Consider the following 21250-nt stretch of genomic DNA (forward strand, 5'->3'; position numbering starts at 1 on the left):
AGCTTTCATAGGAGGTTTTGCTATGATTTAATACAATATAGATGCTTAAGAGGAAGGAGTGTAACAAGGCATCAAACACATCATAGACTACGGTCATTTAGGAGAGAAGGAGACAATGCTTAGAAGATTTTTCTCGTATTATCGACCGCATCGAAGGTTATTCATCATTGATTTTACTTGTGCGGTCTTTGTTGCTATCTTAGAATTGGCATTCCCAGTTGCTGTGCAATCCTTTATTGATAAGCTTTTGCCCACTGGAAATTGGTCAATGATTATTACGGTCAGTCTCAGTTTGTTGTTGTTTTACATATTAAGCTCATTCATGCAATATGTTGTAAATTACTGGGGCCACAAGCTCGGTATTAATATTGAAACTGATATGAGACAACAGCTTTTTCAGCAATACCAGCGCCAATCGTTTAAGTTCTTTAATGATCGTAAGACGGGTCACCTCATGAGCGGGATCACTAACGATCTTATGGATATTGGTGAATTGGCACATCATGGTCCGGAGGATTTATTTATTGCCATTATGACCTTCTTCGGTTCTTTCTTCATCATGATGCAGATCAATGTACAAATGGCCTTGATTTCGATTTTCATATTCCCATTCTTATTGATATTAATCGTGATCACGAACATGAGGATGAATAAGGCTTGGAAGAGGATGTATTCGGAGGTAGCGGAAGTAAATGCGCGCGTGGAAGACAGTGTATCCGGTGTTCGGGTGGTGCAGTCTTTTACGAATGAACAGCATGAAGTTTCATTGTTTACTAAAAATAATCTTAAGTTCAGATCTGCCAAGCTCCAAGGCTACAAAGTCATGTCATTTAGTATGTCTGGCATCTACATACTCACACGTTTAATAACGTTATTAGTATTAATCTACGGAGCTTGGATGGTACATCAAGGGGTTCTTAAGACGGGGGAACTGGTCGCATTCATCCTATATGTGAATATTCTCTTTAAGCCCGTCGATAAGATTGCGGCTCTGCTCGAGATGTATCCCAAGGGAATGGCAGGCTTCAAACGATTTACGGAACTAATGGATCTCGAACCAGACGTTCAGAATACCCCGAATGCCAAAACCGTATCGAACCTGAAGGGGGATATTCAGTTCCAAAACGTAAGTTTTGCATACAACGATAAGCAGAATGTGCTGAACTCTGTATCGTTCTCGATAAAAGCCGGAGAAACCGTAGCGTTTGTTGGACCTTCCGGTGCAGGAAAAACCACAATTTCTCAGCTTATACCAAGATTCTATGATGTGACAAGCGGCAGCCTCACCATTGATGGGATGGATGTGCGGGAGATAACTAAAGAATCATTGCGTTCACAAATTGGTATCGTTCAGCAGGATGTTTTCTTGTTTACCGGTACGTTAAGAGAGAATATTGCTTACGGTAAACTGAGTGCTACGGAAGAAGAAATCTTAGAGGCTGCTCATAAAGCCAATTTAACTGAAATGATCAAGCAATTACCAGATGGACTGGATACACAGATCGGTGAGAGAGGCTTAAAACTATCAGGTGGTCAGAAACAAAGAATCTCTATTGCCAGAACATTTCTGAAAAATCCAGCTATCTTAATCTTGGATGAAGCGACTTCAGCTCTAGATACGGAGACTGAGAAAGCGATTCAGGATGCACTGACAGAACTTGCGGAGAATCGGACCACAATTATTATCGCCCATCGATTATCCACAATTAAAAAGGCAGATCACATCTATGTTGTAACGAATGAGGGAATCGCTGAGGAGGGTAATCATCAGGAGTTAATCGATCAGGATGGTATCTTTGCCAAGCTGCATGCTGCCCAGTTCCATTAATACATGATCCTAATAAATACGAAAAACCGAGGTTTCTGCATGAATGCGGAACCTCGGTTTTTTATAAGTTTGTTCTTAATTCTCGGGATAAAAGCTTGTGATGTTAAAGCATTGATACAAGCCATATATGACGAGTATGATTGCTATAATTACAAAAATTAAAGCTGCAATTCTTGAACGATACAGGTCATTAAATTTGACAGTCACTTGCTGTTTTTTTCTACACATGTAGTGAAAGAAGTATTGCATGGTTACGATATAAAACCAATCCGATACCCTGCGGGGGTTCGTAAAACTATGAAATACGCCATTTTCGCGGAATGCAAAAAATAAGACTTCTTTTTCCATCGTCTTTCTACTGCTATATTTTTTGAATTCTCGCCCTAGTAAAAAAGAAATGAGTATAGGGCCGACAATCATACCAGATACAAATATAAAACCATTCTTAATAACATGAGTCCAGTATGGGCCGATGAGGTTAGTGTAGAAGTCAGCGAAAATCAAGTGAGGTATCTCCTTCGTGTCAGTCTCATATTTCTTTAACCAATTTACCTTCACTTCTTCGGCGTATCAATGACCTCTTTATACCATTGTAAAAGTTGGTTGTAAATTCGTTCTTTATCCTGTTGTTTTAATTTTTTGTTCTTCCCAATTTCGAGGAGTAATTCCTGTGCAACAATATTCGTATTTAATTCTTCCACAGCATGTTCTGGAGCTCGCTTTAATCTTGAATAAACCTCTTTTGGTTCTATCTTGAATCGTTCGCAGAATTTATTAATAAACTGTTCACTAGGCGGTTTAACGCCTCGTTCTATCTCAGAAATATAGTTTGCGCTTAGGTCAAAGTCACAGCCGAGACGGATCAGAGTCTCTCCGTGATGTTTTCGTATAGACTTGATATATTTTCCGACTTCAAGGTATTCTGGCGTCACTCGTTTTTTATTTTTGATTTCTTCATTCATATGAAAGATCCTTTTCACGGGAATTAATGTGTGTTCTTAATCATGAAACATGTTGTTATTCACATGCCCAAGTATAAGAGGAAACATGACCCAATCAGAATGCTAAGGCTTCCCTAGTGTAAGACGACAAAAGGCTGGTCCCATATTTGTTTCGTTTTGACATTCGATATTCTAGCAGTTTTTTTTTGGTTTGAAAACCCCGTTCTATTTAGTGCCAAATGCCATAATTAATGACCTAATTTCAAGCATAACCCATGGAGAAGAATCAATATACAGATGAGTACGTGTTATATATTGGAAGTTGACTAAATTAATGCTTGAGGATTAAATTGAGTACATGATAGTAAGCGCGGACAGGATGACTGAATAAAGAATAAGTCGTTGAAAAAGTAAGCGCTAAAAGGTGATTTAAGATTAATTATAGCGAGATTATGAAAAGCGAGGTAATGACAACATGAATTACAGAGAAAATCTGCAGCGAGAAGAAACAGAGGCCTTGGAAAATTTACGTCTTGCTCGGGAAAATATGAACTTACTAGCAACCGGTGCTCGGATGCAGGAACAGAGAGCTCGCTATATTATCAGTAATCGCGTAGAAAGCGCTTTCGATGAATTGGAAACTATTGTTCTAGACGCTCTGGAAGCTCGAAAGACAGCGCTTAAGGCACGGCAAACTTATGATGATGCACGCTTCGACTATTCGAACATACTCTGGAGACACTGGAAGTACATAAGAGAGGAAATAATAAAGAGTGGATCACTCGCATAATTAATACATTGAAATTAAATAGATACTCACTTGCAGGAAAGAATCGATTGGTTGTTGAATATATCCGAATACGGCATTAAATATCAGGCGTAAACTAGTTACACCTTAGCCGCAGGAGGATAACAACATGAAATCGATCACTGTTCATAGCCTTACGGAAAAGTTTAGTTTGGAAGTACTTGCAGGTGCCAATCGAATGGATCGTGTCATTACACGTCCTCAAACACATAGACCTGGACTCGAGTTTGTTGGGTACTTCGATTTTTTTCCAATGGAACGAGTGCAGGTACTAGGACGTAAAGAAATCACCTATCTGTTGACACTTAGTATAGAAGATCGACAGTTGCATATTGGCAATATCGTTAAATATCATCCGCCTTGCTTTATCGTTACGTCGGGACAACAAGAGATTCCTTATCTGACCATGTTCTGTGATCAAGAGGGCATACCGTTGCTCCGTACTACCGAGAAGACAACTGATTTCATTGCGAAGCTGGATAGTTATTTGGTTAAGGCATTAGCACCAGAAATGTCGATACATGCGGTTTGTGTGAATGTAGCGGGAATAGGAATCCTACTCCGAGGTAGATCAGGGATTGGGAAAAGTGAGACGGCCCATACACTCATTCGAAAAGGGCATCGGTTTGTAGCAGATGATATTGTAGTACTTAAAAAGCTCGGACCTACAACACTTCTTGGTACGCATAACGAGACAAGTCGTGAGTTTCTAGCCCTCCGTAGTCTTGGTTTGATCAATGTTGTACGTCAATATGGACGTACCGCATTTCAAGATGAGACTCGAATTGTGCTAGATATCGAGCTGTCCCCGTGGCAGGAGAACTCACTTAATAATGAACTGGAAGTGGTACCACAATTCACTGAATATCTCGGTATTCAAATTCCACATATCGAAGTTCAACTTCAGCCAGGTCGTGATGTAGCTAGCTTGATTGAAGCGGCAGCTAATAGCTGGTATCTTAAACAATTGGGTTATAGCGCTGCTGAAGATTTTATGCAGCGAATCGAAAACAAGATGCAATCATGAAAATACCTTTTAAAGAGTCGCGTAAATCGCGGCTTTTTCTATTTATTTTTCTTATGAAGAATATTTTAGTTATGATATATAATTATTAGATAAAATGAAAGCGATACCATGGATGTTATTAGTTAATGTATAGATCTGGTAGGGGGAGTCGAATGAAGAGATCGATCTATCTGCGCTTACTGATTCAACTTGCGGTTGTCATCGTTGTCAGTATTAGTCTACTGGCATTGTTATTGTATAACTATACATCCAACTTATTAAAGGATGAGATTGTTGGAGCAAATATAGAGTTGCTATCTCAAACTATCAAAATCGTTGACCAGACGATGAATGAAGTACAACAGATGACTACCTCGCTCAGTTTAAACTCAAGTGTTCTGAAATCAGTTATGTTACCTTGGGTCTTGGAAGATGAATATCGCTTTTTGCTTGAAACCTCTCAAACCATTGAAACAAGGATTACCTCTTCAAATTATATTCATTCGATATATTTATATAGTGCAAATAATAAAAAGCTCATATCCAGTTCAGGCATTAACAAATTAAGTGAGTTTTCTAATCGTGAAACATTAGAGCGTTTCTTAAGTTCAAAGCTTACTTCAACATGGGTGGCTAATCGCTTAGTCTCCAATGCTAACGGGGAGGAGCATTTGATTAGTTACATGGTCAGTACACCATTTAGAAACCAGAAGAAGATGGGTGCATTAATCATTAATTTGAAGGAAGATGTTCTCTATAATGCTGTTGTGAACACGAACAACCGGAAACTTGGTAACGTAGCTATTTTGAACAGTGACGGAGAGGTATTGTCTTATAAAGATAAGAGTGTGTTGCTGGATCGCTTTGATTGGGTGGATATGTCGGCATTCAGCGATGAGAAAAGCGGTTACTTTGTTCAAAATATGGATGGGACGGATATGTTCATCACTTATTTACGTTCTCCGATTAATGATTGGATATATGTAACGCTAAATCCCTATAATGATGTGTTTAAACGGTCACAAGATGTTATTTTAATGACCATTTTGATTTCGGCAATCGGACTTGCTGTTGGATTACTGCTAGCATACATTATATCCAATCGTCATTATCGACCTATTCATAACTTGGTACAAGCACTTGCACTGAACACGGGAGGACGTCAGAAACACCAAGATGAATTCAGTTATATTCGTACCTCAATTGACGCGATACAATCAGAAAATAAAACATTTCTTCTTAAGTTTCAAAGCCAGGAGTTACTGCTACGTGATCATTTGCTAATGAACATATTATCTGGCAACTTAACGGATGAGGCCGAAACGAGAGAGCAACTAGATTATTATCAAATGGACTTGGGACAAGCTAATTATATTGTACTTGTGTTAAGAGTGCATCTTGTGACGGACCACATAGCCGTGCAGGTGGATGAGAAGATGAAAAACTGGATTTCTTTCCAGCTTAGAACGATTGTAGAGCAGCTTGTTGTAAAGACTTACAAAGGTGCATATATCGGTGCTTATCATAAGCATGATGTTATTATTGTACATCGTGAGGAGTGGCAGAGTGATGAGCGACAAGCAGAAGAAATGAAGCGTTTCGCTGCAAAAATACAACAGCAGACTGCTGAGAATATTGAGTTGCTTGATGTTATTACCATTGGTATAGGCGGCTTATATGAACGACTAAGCGATATCCACCTATCTTATGAAGAAGCTGTTGAAGTCTTGAATTATGAGAAGGTCTCTGGTAAAGGCAGTATTATATCGATACACGACCTGAATGTAAACCGTGCGAACCGCAACTCCTTTATAAACTATCAGCAATGTATTGACAGCCTAACAAGTGAACTGAAATCAGGTAATTATGATAAAGCAGTAGAAACGAAGAACATGATCATTGAACAGCTTCAGCATGATGAGCAATCAGGAATGTATTTGAAGCATGTTATATTATCTAATCTATTCAATGCCTTAGTTAAGGTACGAATTGAACTTTCGCTGTCCGATGAGGATATCGAGAGCAGTACATGGCATTATGAATTCTCTAAACTCAGGACCACAGAGGAAATGAGCATATATCTCTTGCACATCATGGAGGGTATTTCTAGAAGCCTTGCGTCTAGAAGTCACTCGAAGCATTCCGAGGTGATGATGAAACTGGTTGCCTATATTCGGGAGCACTATCAAGAGCCGCTCAGTCTTCAGCTTGTATCAGATATGATCTATATGAATAGCAACTATGTATCCAAGCTGTTTAAGAACACAACGGGTATGACATTTATTGATTATTTAACGGAAATTCGATTCAAGGAAGCATGTCGTTTACTAACTGACACTGACCTAAGTATTAACGATGTTGCTGATATGTCTGGTTTTAATAAACAAAGCTTAAATCGGACGATTAAAAAATTTACAGGTCTAACCCCGAGTGAGTATCGAAATAAAGAAATTGAAAAGCGGCTGCAATAGCCGTTTTTTATTTTCGGAACTTTTACCAAGCTATTTATCAGCATAACTTCAATGAAATGAAGCTAATCTGATCAAATGATACTCCAGAATTTCAATAAAATCAGTCTAATCATAGCGATTGATTCTTGTTGGCTCATGAGAATGCACCTTATTATGAAAGTGCTTTCAATAAAGGAGTAGAAAGGAGGTTAATATCTTGGAAACACCTACAACGAGATTAAGTGTTCAGATAAAGAGAAGTAAACTGGACGGTGTCAGACGAGTAATACGTTATCGTAATTTGTATCTGATGCTGCTCCCGGCACTCGCTTACTACATCATATTTCATTATTACCCCATGTACGGTGCAACGATTGCATTCAAACAGTTCAGTATTATTAAGGGGATCAGTGATAGCCCATGGGTCGGTTTGAAGCATTTCGAGGCGTTAATGAAGCTAGATAAGTTCTGGGAAGTATTCTGGAACACGATTGTTATTAGTTTGTACAGATTATTCTTTGGCTTTCCCTTGCCATTAATTGTAGCGCTTTTACTTAATGAAGTGCGTAAATTAATCTTTAAAAGAACGGTTCAAACGATTATTTATTTGCCACACTTTATTTCATGGGTCATTATGGGCGGGTTACTTATTAATATGCTGTCCACAGATACGGGAGTTGTGAATCAGTTTATACGCTCACTCGGAGGATCAAGCGTTGGGTTTCTAAGTGATGAGTCTTATTTCCGTTCTACGTTAGTGGGCTCCATGATCTGGAAAGAGTTTGGCTGGAATACCATTATCTATATGGCGGCTTTAGCTGGTGTGAACCCTTCGTTATACGAAGCAGCTTGGATGGATGGAGCGAATCGTATGCAGCGTATTTGGCATGTAACACTGCCTAGTATTCGAGCAACGATTATGATTCTGTTGATACTACGGATTGGAAGTTTGATGGAAGCGGGTTTCGAACAAATATTTGTATTGTATCATCCAGGTGTATACCGTGTTGCTGATATTATAGACACTTATGTATATCGAACAGGATTAGCTGATGGTAAGTTTAGTTTAGCGGCAGCCATAGGATTATTTAAGTCGATTATAAACTTTATCCTATTAATCTTGGCTAATCAGCTTGCACGTAGAAAGGGTAATCAAGGTATATTCTAATTCGAATTTATTCAATCGATAGCTATTACGAATTAGATGTAGGGGGATATCACACATGAACAATTCCGGGCTGGGTGCCAAATTATTTCAGGTATGCAATTATACTTTCCTAGGGTTGATCACTTTAATAACCCTTTTTCCGTTCTGGGATTCACTCATTGTATCTATTACACCCATAAATGAAAGCATGCAATCCAGCTTGCACTTATTTCCGAAAGCGATTACATTCGAAGCTTATGAATATATTATTGGGATGGAGCAGCTTTGGAAATCGTATGGCGTGAGTATCTTTGTTACCGTTTTCGGTACGATTCTGAGTATGATCGTTACTACATTAGCGGCTTACGCATTATCTAAAAGTTATTTACCTGGCGGTAGAGCGATCATGTTCTTGATTGTATTCACCATGATGTTCAGCGGAGGAATTATCCCTACCTATCTTGTTGTGAAGCAACTTGGCATGATGAACACAGTGTGGGCAATGATTATGCCACTCATGATACAGACTTATAATCTCATCATTATGCGAACCTTTATGACTTCGGTTCCAGAAAGTCTTGAAGAAGCAGCACGTATTGATGGATGTGGTGATTTTCGTATTTTATTACGGGTGGTACTCCCATTATCTATGCCGGCGATTGCAACGATCTCATTATTCTATGCGGTCTCCAAATGGAATGAATTCTTCACAGCAGTCATGTATGTGACAGATAAGGACATTTGGCCGTTACAATTATTTATGAGAGCAATGTTAATTGACAATGAAGCGATGTATCAGACAGGAGGGGATAGTCCATTCCTTCTTGGACAATCGATCAAGATGGCTTCGATAATGATTTCAACGATTCCGGTTATGATGATATATCCATTTTTCCAGCGGTATTTTGTACAAGGCGCAACACTTGGCGCAGTTAAAGAATAGAATTTAAAGGGGGAGAATTTATGAAACAGAATACAAAACGGAAAATGATATCAATCATTTGTTTATTTCTTTCTTTCAGCATGCTAATCGGTTGTTCCGGTAACAGTGGAGAAACTGTAAAATCTCAGAACAGTTCAGACTCAGCTTCTGGTAATGAAGAGCCGCTTAAAATCGTGTATCTAACACCGGGAGATGCGGCAGCAAAACCCATTCAACCCGGTGACCGTATAATTGCAGAGATCAATAAGCGTTTAGGCATTGATCTAGAAATTAAGTTTGTACCCGAGGGCGGCTTTGAAAAGGTTAATGTAGCGATGGCAACCGGTGATTTTCCGGATTTAGTCACAGCGCAGTATCCATCCTCCTCGTTAAGTCAATGGATTGAGGAAGGATTACTTGTTCCTTTGAATGATTTTTTGCCTGAAATGCCGACGGTTAAGGAAAAGTTAGAAGGTGAACTTGCATGGACTGCTGTTGACAGTAAGTTTTATGGTTATCCTTTTATCGAAGAGAAATTAAACGCAACTTTAGCTTATCGCGCTGATTGGCTTGAAGCGTTGAAGGTAGAGCCTCCAAAAACATTAGATGATTTCTATGAAGTGTTAAAAGCAATTACACATAACGATCCCGATCAGAATGGAGCAAATGATACTTATGGCTTAACAGGTTCCAAGTCAAATGGTTTTAACGGTTCTTTTAACTTTATCTTTTATGCTTATGGTTTGCCTTATGGTGACTGGGTTTTGGATGAGAACGGAAAAGTTGCACCTGCATTCGAACATCCTGCATTTAAACAAGGCGTAGAGTACATTCATAAGTTATGGAATGAGAAACTGATCGATCCAGAATATTTACTTAACGATAATCAAAAGCGTGAAGAGAAGTTCTTTCAAGGTAAGGCAGGATTTATGATTACTCCGCTGTTTAGACATGTTAATAGACTAGAAACAAGCTTGCAGGAGTTAACGCCAACAGGAAAACTAGGCTTTATTGATCCTCCAGCAGGCCCAGAAGGTAAACACGGTGTTGTTGGTAAGCCGAAGGGAGGCTTATTTACAGCAATTACTACTAAAGCGAAAGACCCTAAGAAAGTTGCAATGTTCCTCGAGTTCATGCTGTCACCTGAAGGAAGAGAGTTATTGGAACTCGGACTTGAAGGGGTGCATTATACGAAGAATGGGGACGAAATCAAGTACAATGAAGAAGAGCGTGCAAAAGATAACTTCGCATCTAATGGCTGGTCCCACCCACTGGCATGGGGGAATGTTGTGTGGCCGTTAACGCGTAATTATCTTCCACAAACTGAACCTCAGGCTGATCGTGCGAAACAATCTGTAGAAATCGCGACAGCAAATTTAGTGCCGAATCTAGTAAATACGACGACTCCTGAAGAAATCGAGTTTGGTGGTGTATTCGGAACCGGTATTTTGGGCGAGTTAACCAACCAATATTACATTGATATGATTGCAGGGAAGCTAGAGATTGAGAGTGGATTAGCAGAGTTATCTAAAAAGTGGCGCGAACAAGGTGGAGATAAAGTACTAGCAGCAGTTCAAGCAGCCTATGATGCTCAGTAAGAATGTCCATATTAGACAAAAGAATGACTCGTATTTTCAAATACGAGTCATACCTATTTCAGTAAAATGATGAGAAAGCCGCATTGTAAAATGCGGCTTATTGATTAACCAAATGAAATACGATCTCAAACATGATAGGGGGGAAGTTACGGACGATTTACTCGAGGTTCCATTTCATGTTGAATGCCACAATAAATACTAGGAGGAAAGACTTGTGAAAAAAAGAAAAGTAGCACTAGTAACTACACTTATGGTTGCGCTTTCAACAACTCCGATTCATGTGTTTGCAGGAGATTCCATACCACCGACCGGTGACGCAGCTTATAAGAAAAATCAACCCATCACACATGGATACAGAGCAGTGGACATTGAGAATTGGTCTCCAGAGACGGATCCGGATGCTGAACGATTGAGAGCCCATGTTCCATTACAAAATAGAAACCAAGCGTTTGCAGCAACACAAGCGAATCCTAAGCTTAGTCCTGAAACTGAGTTTTTTAATCTGACTGGGGATTATGACTTCTATTTCTTTGGAGCAACACCTTACAACAATGAGTTCTCGAACTATTTATATAATTTCTGGCAGTACACAGACTATTATGGTGGCTGGCACGGACAGACAACAGAAGATGTACCGTTAAGCTTATATGACCCTAATGAATCATGGGAGAAGAGGGCTTTTGAATTTGGTATCTTGGACCTGCCCAATCCGGCATATACAAATGCAGCGCACAAAAACGGCGTGAAATCGATAGGTACGCTATTTATCCCTCGTGGAGGTCAGCCTTATGATCTTTTGCTTAAACAACGTGAAGATGGGACGTTTCCTGTAGCCGAGAAGCTCATTGAGATGAAGGAATACTTCGGTTTTGACGGGTATTTCTTTAATCAAGAGACATCGATCAAACCTGAACATATTAAGAAATATAAAGCATTCACAAAAACATTGATTGATGCAGGAATATACACACAGTGGTATGACACGGTGGATGATACACAGGGGAAACTGACCTATCAGCCGTCGCTTATTCCATCCCACAGTTCTTTTATTCGAGATGACGAGATGGGTGGAACCATTAACAACTCTGTATTTATGAATTATAACTGGAATTCACCGGATGGTTGGAATAACGGAGATAGCACGGATCAAAGGTATATAAAGAAAACCGTTGAAGAAGCGAAGAGAAGAGGGATTGATCCGCTAAAAACTGTCTTCTCTGGTGTAGAGGCAGGAATGGGCAGCTTTGGAGGAGCTCATAACTCGACTCGAAATTTGGATGTTATTTTAGATCAAGAGACAGGGAATCCACTGACATCGATCGCAACATTAGGTGGAAACTTTGTTCAGCATGCATTGGATGAACATCTAGGCGATCCGAGTAAGAACCTTCGCGGAGATGATGATCATCAGTGGATGATCGCTGAGCGTGAACGCATGTGGTATACAGGCGTTAAGATTGATCCTACAAATACGGAAGAACAGAAAGGGTACGCAAGACCTGATGTCGGTGTGAAAGACGCTTCGGAATGGACAGGGATTTCTAGATACATCACAGAACGTTCTGTCATTAATGACAGCACATTTGTGACGAACTTTAACACAGGACATGGGATGAAATACTATATGAATGGAAAAGTATCCAATGATGAAGAATGGTCAAACATCAATGTACAGGATATTCTTCCGACGTGGCAATGGTGGATCGATACAGAGGGAAGCAAGCTGCAAGTGGATTTTGATTATGGCGACAAGGTGGAAAACGGTGACAAATTCACTTACCAACAGATTGGCGGATACAAAGGGGGAAGCTCTTTAGTTGTAAACGGAACTTTAGATGCGAAGAACTTCCTACGCTTGTATAAAACAGATTTAGACATTAAGAATACATCATCAGCATCGATTACGTATAACAAGACATCAGCCAAAGATCGATCAGAAATTCAGTTAGGGCTTGTCTTTAAAGATGCACCGGATCAAGTTGAATATATCACTGTACCTAAGAGCGGTGAGAGAACAAAAGGCTATGTTACAGTAGAACTCGATTTAAGCGCTTACGACAATAGAGAAATTGCAGCTCTAGGACTAGCATTTGATCCTAAGGGTGAATCAATTCAAAAGTATCAAGTGAACATTGGTGAGCTTAAACTCACAGATGGGCAAAATTACACGCCTAATAAGCCAATCGGGTTTAAAGTCAAAGATAGATTTACTACCGATGAAATGAATGTTACATGGAACCTAGAAGATTATAGCAAGGTAAAACAATACCATCTTTATGCCCAACTGAATAATGGTAAAGAGGAATTTTTAGGCGGTATATATGGCGATAATTTCTATGTGAAAAACTTAGATAAACATGTTGAGTCTCTAAAATTAACGGCTGTTGGACGTGATCATACGGAAAGTGAGCCAGCTATCATTCAACTTAACAGGAAGAATTTCATTTCAAATGTAAAAGTTGAAGCGAACTCTGAAGGATTGAAGATAAACTGGGGAAGAGAAAGTCGTGGTAGTCATATTCGATTCGACCTAAGTTTTACCGATGGTAGAAAAGATACGTACACCAAAACTGTTGATAAAAAACGGGGATCTGACCAATTCGAAGTACCAGTAAAAGATGATGATCGGTATCTATTGAAAATATCCACTTTGGATTCGAAAGGTAACATCATAGACACGATCAGTTCAGCGGGTAAAATGAAAGATGTTTTTGCTGAACCTTTTGATGGAAGCTACTATATCGATGGTGCAAAATTAGGTATAGATGTACCTTCTTCGAAAGATTGGTGGCATATGTACATTACGATCAATGGGGAAGCTGTAAAACCTGCGAAAAAGTATAATGGCGAGACAACCGATTACTTTATTCGAGGCTATCATGACCTAAAAGGAATGGCTGTACCTGCTAAAGGGTCCATTATTGGTATTTCATTAGAAGATTATATGGGGAATATGTCAGAGACAAAATATATAACCGTCAATTAATTATTTGTTTCTAATCCTATTCAATAGGTTCTGGAAAGTATCCGATTAACTTGTCGTTTAGAATAAGCGAAGCAAGTTAATTTAACTAAAGATGAGGTGTCGGTTATGGGAGTTATACCGTATAACATTACAGCAGCAGACAAAGAGAAATTTGATCAAGATGGATACTGGATCAGTCCCAAATTGTTAGATGACGAAACGATTAATCGTCTGCGAGGCGCTCATGAGCGAATATGGAATAAAGATTACGATGGAAATGGTCAACCTCTTCATGATTTCAAGCTTTCTGATAATCCTTACGCTCTTCGTAAATTCGATAATGGCTGGTGGGTAAACGATGAAGTTCAGCGTGTTGTCACCGATTCGAACTTAGGAGAAATGGCTGCGAATCTGCTGAATGAGGACGAAATTCGTCTTTGGCATGATCAAGTCATTTATAAGCCGGGTACGTCAGGGCAAGAAACCAATCTAGGTAATGTAGGCTGGCATCAGGATTACGCCTTTTGGCGAGCAAGTAATACAACCAATATGGTAACGGTGTGGATTGCTTTGCAAGATACGGATCTGAATAACGGTGGTATGATGACGATTCTAGGTTCACATAAGTGGGGTGCTGTCGAGGGAAGTGATACTTTCTTCGAGCAGGATATGGAAAAGCTGAAACAGCGTTTTGCAACGCGTGAATGGGTAGAGGAGCCTTGTATTCTGAAAGCGGGTCAAGCAAGTTTCCACCATGCACTCACGTTTCATGGATCTTCAACGAACTTCACGGATCAGCCGCGACTATCGATTGTTGCTCATCTAATGCCTGGAGATACATCCTACCAAGAGGGAAAAGCTCGGCATGATAATGTTCGTTTGCTCGGACCTCGTCCGCAATTCGGACAGAAGTTCGATAATGAATTCTTTCCGTTACTGTATTCCAAGTAAGAAGTAATAATACTAAACGATGAATAGGAGGAGGGAAATATGATAACAAACTTACCTCCACAATTAGGGAATACACTACGAAGCTATAATCTAGTGCCAGGCTGGGCTAAGCTACCTGCTCATTTAGTGTTTGGGTATACTCATGGCATTGTCGTAGATCAACAAGATAACGTTTATATTTTTCATGCTGGTGCACCTTCTATTTTCAAATTTGATGAGTTTGGTAATTTCATTTCGGCTTGGGGCGAGGAGTTTGAAGATGGTGCACACGGATTCTATCTTCATAAGGATCAAGATGCTGAATACCTCTTTATTACAGACACCGCTCGTGGTCAAGTTGTGAAAATGGATCTAAACGGAAAGCACTTGTTGACACTCGGTACACCAGATCGTCCCGATATATATAACGAAGAATTGCAATATATCCCAACTGACGTGGCTGTTTCGGCACATGGTCATATTTATGTAGCTGATGGATACGGACAAAGCTGGATTCATCAGTATACCGCTGCAGGTGAATATATTCGTTCTTGGGGTGGAAAAGGTTCAGAGCAGGGACAATTAAACTGTCCACATGGCATTTCCATCGATACACGCAATGGTGTAGAAGAAGTTTATGTTGCTGATCGTGGTAATCATCGAATTCAAGTCTTTACTTTAGAGGGCGATTTCAAAAGAGATATTGTTGATGATATGGATCAGCCTTGCAGCTTTTACTTTCATGGAGAGGACATGTACTTTCCAGACTTGAATAGCAGGGTTACGATTTTCGATAAACAGGATCGATTGATCTGTCATTTAGGTGAAGATCAACAGGCTTATAAACAAGCCGGATGGCCGAATTTGCCTAAGTCATATTACCGAGATACAAAGTTTAGCTCACCACACGGTGTGTGTGTCGATTCCAAAGGTTCTGTTTATGTTGCTGAATGGATTTCCGATGGACGTGTAACAAAACTTACACGCGCTTAGTTTACCTTGATTAAATATGTAAACCTGCAAGCCCTAATGGATTGGGACTTGCAGGTTTATTTTATGTAGAAGATGTTTATAGACACTCGATATTTGATATAGTATTCTAGCCATATAAAAAGGAGGTAAACGATGGAAAAACAATTAATCATTGGCGATGTATTGAACGAACTGGCAATGACGCGCCGCGTGCTTACGTCTTTGCCCGATGAGAAATTGACATGGAGACCTCACACAAAGTCGATGACATTAGGTGGCCTGGCTACGCATCTAGTTAACTTACTGAACTGGCAAATGGCTATTCTTCTTTATCTTGAATTGGATCTTTCGACTATGCCTCGTCAAAGGGAAGCTTTGGAGAAATGCGAAGATTTGCTACAGGAATTCGACACAAACGTCGCCAAACTTGAACAGCTGCTATCTGAATCTGACGTAAAAACACTCGCTGAGGAGTGGACCTTGCGAAATGGTGAACATATCATTCTTCGTCAGCCCCGAGCCATTGCACTTCGCACCTTTGGATTAAGTCACATGATCCATCACCGAGCTCAGCTTGGAGTATATTTAAGACTTCTTGACATTCCGGTGCCCGGACATTATGGTCCATCTGCCGACGAGTTGGGACAATGATTTTTGGCTTAAAGAAGATCCCATCTTCAATGCAAGTATATGTTGATTCATCAGAGAAACGACACCAATTGTACCGGCGAACTTTAATCGTCGTTATTATTTCTCAAATTTTCGGAGGCGCAGGTCTTGCTGCAGGAATTACGGTCGGTGCTCTTGTAGCTCAAAATATGCTAGGTACGGATAACTTTACGGGAGTACCCACTGCATTGTTTACATTAGGATCGGCAGGAGCAGCCTTGCTAGTCGGCCGTCTCTCCCAGCGCCATGGACGCAGTATTGGACTAGGGATGGGGTTTTTAACGGGTGGGATAGGAGCGATCGGGGTTGTGATCGCCATGATGACAAATAGTTTTATGTTACTCTTACTATCATTACTAATCTATGGCGCTGGTATGGCAACGAATTTACAAGCACGTTATGCAGGGACAGATCTAGCCAGTTCTAAGCAGCGAGCCACTGCAGTCAGTATGGCAATGGTGTTCACAACATTCGGTGCAGTTGCAGGTCCGAATCTAGTGAATGTTACAGGCGATTTCGCTCTTTCACTTGGTATTCCTAGTTTAGCTGGACCATTTTTATTGGCCGCAGCAGCTTACATCCTTGCAGGACTCGTTCTTTTGTTTTTCCTACGACCAGACCCTTTATTAGTAGCGAGTGCCATTGCTTTACGTGAAAAAGCGGATGGAAATACTCTTTCTGTGAATGAAACAAGTCATAGAGCATCAGGTAGACGCGGTATCACGATTGGTGCCATGGTTATGATCTTAACGCAAATTGTCATGGTGGCTATCATGACAATGACACCTGTACATATGAAACATCATGGGTATGGATTAGGTGATGTTGGTCTCGTCATTGGTATTCATATTGGGTCTATGTATCTCCCATCTCTGATCACCGGTATTCTGGTGGATAAAATCGGTCGTACTGCGATGGCTATGGCTTCTGGAGTTACTCTCCTGCTGGCTGGAATAGTAGCTGCTATTGCACCCGTTGATTCACTTCCGCTTTTGATCCTTGCGCTTTGTTTGTTGGGATTGGGATGGAATTTTGGTTTGATAAGCGGTACAGCATTAATTGTCGATGCAACAACACCCCTAAATCGTGCTAAAGTACAGGGTTCTGTTGATGTTTTCATTGCTCTTGCGGGAGCATCTGGTGGAGCATTTTCTGGTACGGTGGTAGCTCATTCCAGTTACGCAACCCTTGCATTGGCCGGTAGCATGCTTTCATTATTACTGATTCCAGTTATGCTATGGCGACGGCAAGACAAAAGTGAGAAGCAAGTCCATTTATGATGAGAAACCGACTCTGTGTTTAGAGTCGGTTTTTCATATTGCAACTATGATTTATCATAATTAGGACTGTTCAGTAAGCTTCTCTACTCTTTTTCTGAATAGTAACTTTCAGGATAGTGAACTTAATTACTTTTTCGTATACCCCCTAAAGACTCCTGGTGACAAGCCCTCTCGGTTTCGAAACATGTTTGAAAAATGGCTGATATCCGAAAAACCACAATATTCAGCTATTTTTGCAATCGAATATGTGCTGGAGGACAACAGTTCCTTTGCATGATCCAGTCGGATATTAATTAGGTACTGATGCGGTGGAGCTCCGTAGCGCTCACGAAAAACGGCTCGGAATCGAGAAGTGGAAAGATTGGCTCGCTTAGCTAAGTCTTGTATGTTCAGTGTTTCGGCAAGATGAAAAGAAAAATAAGACGGAATCCAATCTAGATCATGTGGATGACTTGATCTAAGACTGACAGGATTAGAGTGGTCTTGAATGATGTGATGAAGGAGCTGGGTGGCTAGTGCTTGCGCCTTTAATTTGGATAAGGGCTTCGGTTCAAGCCAGCTTTCTATCATATCCATTAGCAAATTACGATAAAGGTATGACTTGCTTGGCTCTAGCAGAACCGGAATGGCTAAACCTTCGAAGTCGTTAAGCCTTGGCTGCATGAGATGCTGGAAGGAATGTAGATCGATCTGACCAGGTTTTGTTGGAAAGCTGTTCTCTCTTTCCGTATGGAAGAAAAAGTCCATATGAGCAAAGGGTGTTGCATTATCAGCAAAGGCTTGTAAATCATGAACAGTTCCAGGTTGAAGTAGACAGAATTGCCCTTCTAAGAGCTGATATTTAGTTCCATCGGCAACGACCGTGAGTTCTCCTTTTTGTATATAGATGATCAAATAATCGAGAAGTTTCCGGTATGGAGAATAATAGGCGGAACGTACCGCGAAATCGCTTTCTCTTATGTAGGGAACAATGGGATGGGTGTTAGCAAATGAGTACAGATTCATGTAGTCACCTTTAGATTCAGTCATTTTATACAAGTAAAACGATCATGTCATATAAAGACCAAACTGTCAAAACCTCTTACAATAGCCATGTAATGAATGAACGATTGAAAAGGAGATGAACCCTAATGAGCAAAATCAACAACCTTCCTAATTTGGACGAGGCGTATTATCTTCCAGATGAGCAAATCCGTAACTACCAGCGCGATGGACATACAATTGTGAGAGGACTGGCGAAACACGATGAAGTCTCCGTTTATCAGGAGGTTATCAGTGATCTGGTAAAAGCACAAAATAACCATACCAAACCGCTGCATGAACGGGATACGTATGGTAAAGCATTTATTCAAATCTCAAACCTATGGAGAATGAGCGATTCTGTTGAAAAGTTTGTTATGGCACGTCGTTTTGCAAAAGTAGCTGCTGAGCTGATGGGAGTACCGTCCGTAAGAATTTATCATGATCAAGCATTATTCAAAGAACCCGGTGGCGGACATACGCCATGGCATCAGGATCAAATATATTGGCCATTGGACACTGACAAAACAATAACGTTATGGATGCCACTTGTTCCAGTTTCAGAGGATGTCGGGTCTATGACCTTTGCTTCGTCTACCCATCGTAATGGATATATTTCGAAGCAGGAGATTTCGGATGAGTCACACCGTACCTTTAAGGACTACATAGAAGGTAAGGGTATAGAGCAAGTAAAGTACGGCGCCATGGCAGCTGGAGATGCTACTTTTCACGCGGGATGGACCCTCCACAGCGCTCCAGGCAATCCAACGGATCGCATGCGTGAAGTGATGACCATTATCTATATGGCGGATGGGCTGACTATTGCTGAACCAGATAGCAATGCAAGAAGAAGTGACTTAGAAAATTGGTTTCCAGGATGTAAACCAGGAGATATTGCAGCAAGCCCCCTTAATCCTATTGTTTATCCATAGCTCTTTTAGCGGTAACTTATATTGTAAAGCGAATAATAAAAGAATTATGACAAGAAAACATGATAGGGATCAAACAATAACAGCCACGGCACTACCCCAAGTCTTCTTGCTTGGGGTCTACCGCGTTTTTTGTAAATTTTAGATTGCGAAAAAAATGAGGGCACGATAGAATGGATTTGTATGAAAAACCTAGGTTTTGTATAAAAAAACAAAGGGTGGTTGAATGGACAAAAAATATTGGGTGCCAGCTTTGGAGAAAGCTGATGGGATATTACGTCTTGTGTCAGAAGAACCTCATAAGTATCGATTAATTGATATGTCCAATGAGCTTAGTATACATAAGAGTTCTATGTACTCCATATTGCAGACGATGGAAGCGCTTAATTGGGTGGAAAAAAATATTAACGACACGTATGCTATCGGCTCTGCGACAGGGAGGTGGGGCAATGCTTACTCGCAAGGGCAGAATTTGATCACGTCGTTCCACCAAGAAGCGATCGTAACGAGAGACCGTCTACAGGAGACGATTCAATTGGCCCAGCTTGAAGGTGATGAAGTGTTATATCTAGCTAAGGAGGAAGCGCCAACTATAGTCAGGCTAGCCTCTGGTCCTGGTACGAAGTTTCCTGCTCATGTTACTGCGCTCGGAAAAGTGCTGTTGTCGTTCTTAGATGATACGGAGCTAGATTCTTTATATCCGACACAAGAATTAACGAGTGCTACTGAGTTTTCATTGAAAACGAAGACTGATCTCGTAAAGCAACTGAGGATAATACTCGACGAAGGGATTGCCTTCGATGAACACGAAGTTATTGTTGGGTTCTGCTGCGTTTCAGCCCCAATCTTATCCCAATCAGGTGAAGCAATCGCTGCCGTGAGCTGCTCCATGCCTCAGCATATTTGGGAGAAGAAGAAGGAGTTAGCAGAAGCTGAAATTCGTCAATTAGCGAATCGTTTATCTCATTTCTATGGAGGCAGCAAATGAGATTAGAAAATAAAATCATCTTAATAACGGGAGCAGGTTCCGGGATCGGTAAAAGTTCGGCAATGCTATTTGCTCGTGAGGGAGCAACTGTAATTGTAAACGATTTGAATGAGGCTAAAGGAAGAGAGACTGTAATGGATATTCATGCTGCCGGAGGAGAGGGGCATTTCATTCATGCAGACGTGACAAATCCGGAATCTGTACTCCAGATGGTAAATCAAATCATTGAAAAATATGGTCATATTGATGTGCTCTTTAACAACGCGGGAATTAGTGGCGTAGGAGCTTTGCATGAAATCGAGCCTGAGGCATGGGACCAGGTTATTCAGGTTAATATTCGGGGAGTATACTTGCCTTCCAAATATGTACTGCCACATATGATGGAACGTAAATCTGGTAACATTATCAATATGTCATCCTGCGTAGCAGAAATTGGTTTAGCCAGAAGGGCGTCTTATTCAGCAACCAAGGGAGCAGTCTTAGCACTGACGAAGTCCATGCAAGTAGATTACGCTATATATAATATCCGAGTAAATGCCCTATTACCTGGTACAATCCTAACACCATTCGTTGAGAATTACCTAAAAACATCCTACGATGATCCAGAAACTGCGATTGCTTCTATCAAGAAACGTCAGCTAAGTGAGGAACTCGGTTCACCTGAGGATGTTGCACAGGCTGCATTATTCCTTGCCTCGGATGAATCGAAATTTATGATGGGCTCTCCCCTGTATATCGATGGAGGCGCTACTTTCGGAAAAAATGCGTAAACAGCAGTAAATCACAAAAGCAAATGG

18 protein-coding genes are annotated in these 21250 nt (G+C 40.6%); 15 read left to right on the top strand and 3 right to left on the bottom strand.

Translation table 11 applies throughout. The features are described 5' to 3' along the window. Positions 1-115: 115 nt before the first annotated feature. On the top strand, positions 116-1828 hold the full coding sequence (locus ACK8P5_RS11770) for an ABC transporter ATP-binding protein (RefSeq protein ID WP_422661110.1): 1713 nt from the start codon (positions 116-118) through the stop codon (positions 1826-1828). A 75-nt stretch (positions 1829-1903) separates the two neighbouring features. On the opposite strand, the gene ACK8P5_RS11775 is transcribed toward ACK8P5_RS11770, so the two are convergent. Both ACK8P5_RS11775 and ACK8P5_RS11780 read right to left on the bottom strand, forming a co-directional pair. Continuing rightward, on the bottom strand, positions 1904-2386 hold the full coding sequence (locus tag ACK8P5_RS11775; RefSeq protein ID WP_422661111.1) for a hypothetical protein: 483 nt from the start codon (positions 2384-2386) through the stop codon (positions 1904-1906). Then, positions 2383-2790 carry a helix-turn-helix domain-containing protein gene (locus ACK8P5_RS11780; RefSeq protein ID WP_422661112.1) on the bottom strand — a complete coding sequence of 136 codons (408 nt, stop codon included), beginning with the start codon at positions 2788-2790 and terminating at the stop codon, positions 2383-2385. Before ACK8P5_RS11780 ends, ACK8P5_RS11775 begins: the two co-directional genes overlap by 4 nt. Before the next feature lie 454 nt (positions 2791-3244). Here ACK8P5_RS11780 and ACK8P5_RS11785 point away from each other — a divergent pair, with 454 nt between their 5' ends. From ACK8P5_RS11785 to ACK8P5_RS11835, 11 genes are all read left to right on the top strand, one after another. After that, on the top strand, positions 3245-3559 hold the full coding sequence (locus ACK8P5_RS11785; protein ID WP_422661113.1) for a hypothetical protein: 315 nt from the start codon (positions 3245-3247) through the stop codon (positions 3557-3559). Positions 3560-3686: 127 nt separating this feature from the next. Next, positions 3687-4604, top strand: coding sequence for an HPr(Ser) kinase/phosphatase (gene hprK / locus ACK8P5_RS11790; RefSeq protein ID WP_422661114.1), 918 nt, complete (start codon positions 3687-3689; stop codon positions 4602-4604). 152 nt (positions 4605-4756) lie between these two features. Next, positions 4757-7054 (top strand): helix-turn-helix domain-containing protein, encoded by a 2298-nt coding sequence (locus ACK8P5_RS11795; RefSeq protein WP_422661115.1) that lies wholly within the window; start codon positions 4757-4759, stop codon positions 7052-7054. A 196-nt stretch (positions 7055-7250) separates the two neighbouring features. Next, positions 7251-8201 carry an ABC transporter permease gene (locus ACK8P5_RS11800; protein ID WP_422661116.1) on the top strand — a complete coding sequence of 317 codons (951 nt, stop codon included), beginning with the start codon at positions 7251-7253 and terminating at the stop codon, positions 8199-8201. Between the two features lie 55 nt (positions 8202-8256). Then, positions 8257-9123, top strand: coding sequence for a carbohydrate ABC transporter permease (locus ACK8P5_RS11805; protein WP_422661117.1), 867 nt, complete (start codon positions 8257-8259; stop codon positions 9121-9123). A gap of 20 nt (positions 9124-9143) precedes the next feature. Then, positions 9144-10700 (top strand): extracellular solute-binding protein, encoded by a 1557-nt coding sequence (locus ACK8P5_RS11810; RefSeq protein WP_422661118.1) that lies wholly within the window; start codon positions 9144-9146, stop codon positions 10698-10700. 214 nt (positions 10701-10914) lie between these two features. Continuing rightward, on the top strand, positions 10915-13686 hold the full coding sequence (locus tag ACK8P5_RS11815; protein ID WP_422661119.1) for an endo-beta-N-acetylglucosaminidase: 2772 nt from the start codon (positions 10915-10917) through the stop codon (positions 13684-13686). Positions 13687-13791: 105 nt separating this feature from the next. Beyond that, entirely contained in the window at positions 13792-14616 is an 825-nt protein-coding gene (locus ACK8P5_RS11820; protein ID WP_422661120.1) for a phytanoyl-CoA dioxygenase family protein, read from the top strand. Between the two features lie 39 nt (positions 14617-14655). Next, a complete protein-coding gene (locus ACK8P5_RS11825; protein WP_422661121.1) occupies positions 14656-15588 on the top strand; it encodes a hypothetical protein in 933 nt (310 codons plus the stop codon). Positions 15589-15720: 132 nt separating this feature from the next. Then, on the top strand, positions 15721-16218 hold the full coding sequence (locus ACK8P5_RS11830; RefSeq protein WP_422661122.1) for a DinB family protein: 498 nt from the start codon (positions 15721-15723) through the stop codon (positions 16216-16218). 29 nt (positions 16219-16247) lie between these two features. Next, on the top strand, positions 16248-17516 hold the full coding sequence (locus ACK8P5_RS11835; RefSeq protein WP_422661123.1) for an MFS transporter: 1269 nt from the start codon (positions 16248-16250) through the stop codon (positions 17514-17516). 126 nt (positions 17517-17642) lie between these two features. Here the strand turns inward: ACK8P5_RS11835 and ACK8P5_RS11840 are convergent, their stop codons facing one another. Beyond that, the gene (locus ACK8P5_RS11840; RefSeq protein ID WP_422661124.1) at positions 17643-18545 is read right to left on the bottom strand and encodes a helix-turn-helix domain-containing protein; all 903 of its coding nucleotides are present in this window, start codon (positions 18543-18545) and stop codon (positions 17643-17645) included. A gap of 101 nt (positions 18546-18646) precedes the next feature. Here ACK8P5_RS11840 and ACK8P5_RS11845 point away from each other — a divergent pair, with 101 nt between their 5' ends. The 3 genes from ACK8P5_RS11845 (at position 18647) to ACK8P5_RS11855 (ending at position 21223) form a co-directional block, all read left to right on the top strand. Then, complete coding sequence (locus ACK8P5_RS11845) at positions 18647-19468, top strand: phytanoyl-CoA dioxygenase family protein (RefSeq protein WP_422661125.1); 822 nt, start codon at positions 18647-18649, stop codon at positions 19466-19468. Between the two features lie 223 nt (positions 19469-19691). Further along, the gene (locus tag ACK8P5_RS11850) at positions 19692-20453 is read left to right on the top strand and encodes an IclR family transcriptional regulator (RefSeq protein ID WP_422661126.1); all 762 of its coding nucleotides are present in this window, start codon (positions 19692-19694) and stop codon (positions 20451-20453) included. Next, entirely contained in the window at positions 20450-21223 is a 774-nt protein-coding gene (locus ACK8P5_RS11855) for an SDR family NAD(P)-dependent oxidoreductase (protein WP_422661127.1), read from the top strand. The genes ACK8P5_RS11850 and ACK8P5_RS11855 overlap by 4 nt, the downstream gene beginning before the upstream one ends. The last annotated feature ends 27 nt before the right edge of the window (positions 21224-21250 follow it).

The organism is Paenibacillus sp. EC2-1, from assembly GCF_049311625.1.
Classification (GTDB): Bacteria; Bacillota; Bacilli; order Paenibacillales; family Paenibacillaceae; genus Paenibacillus_AQ.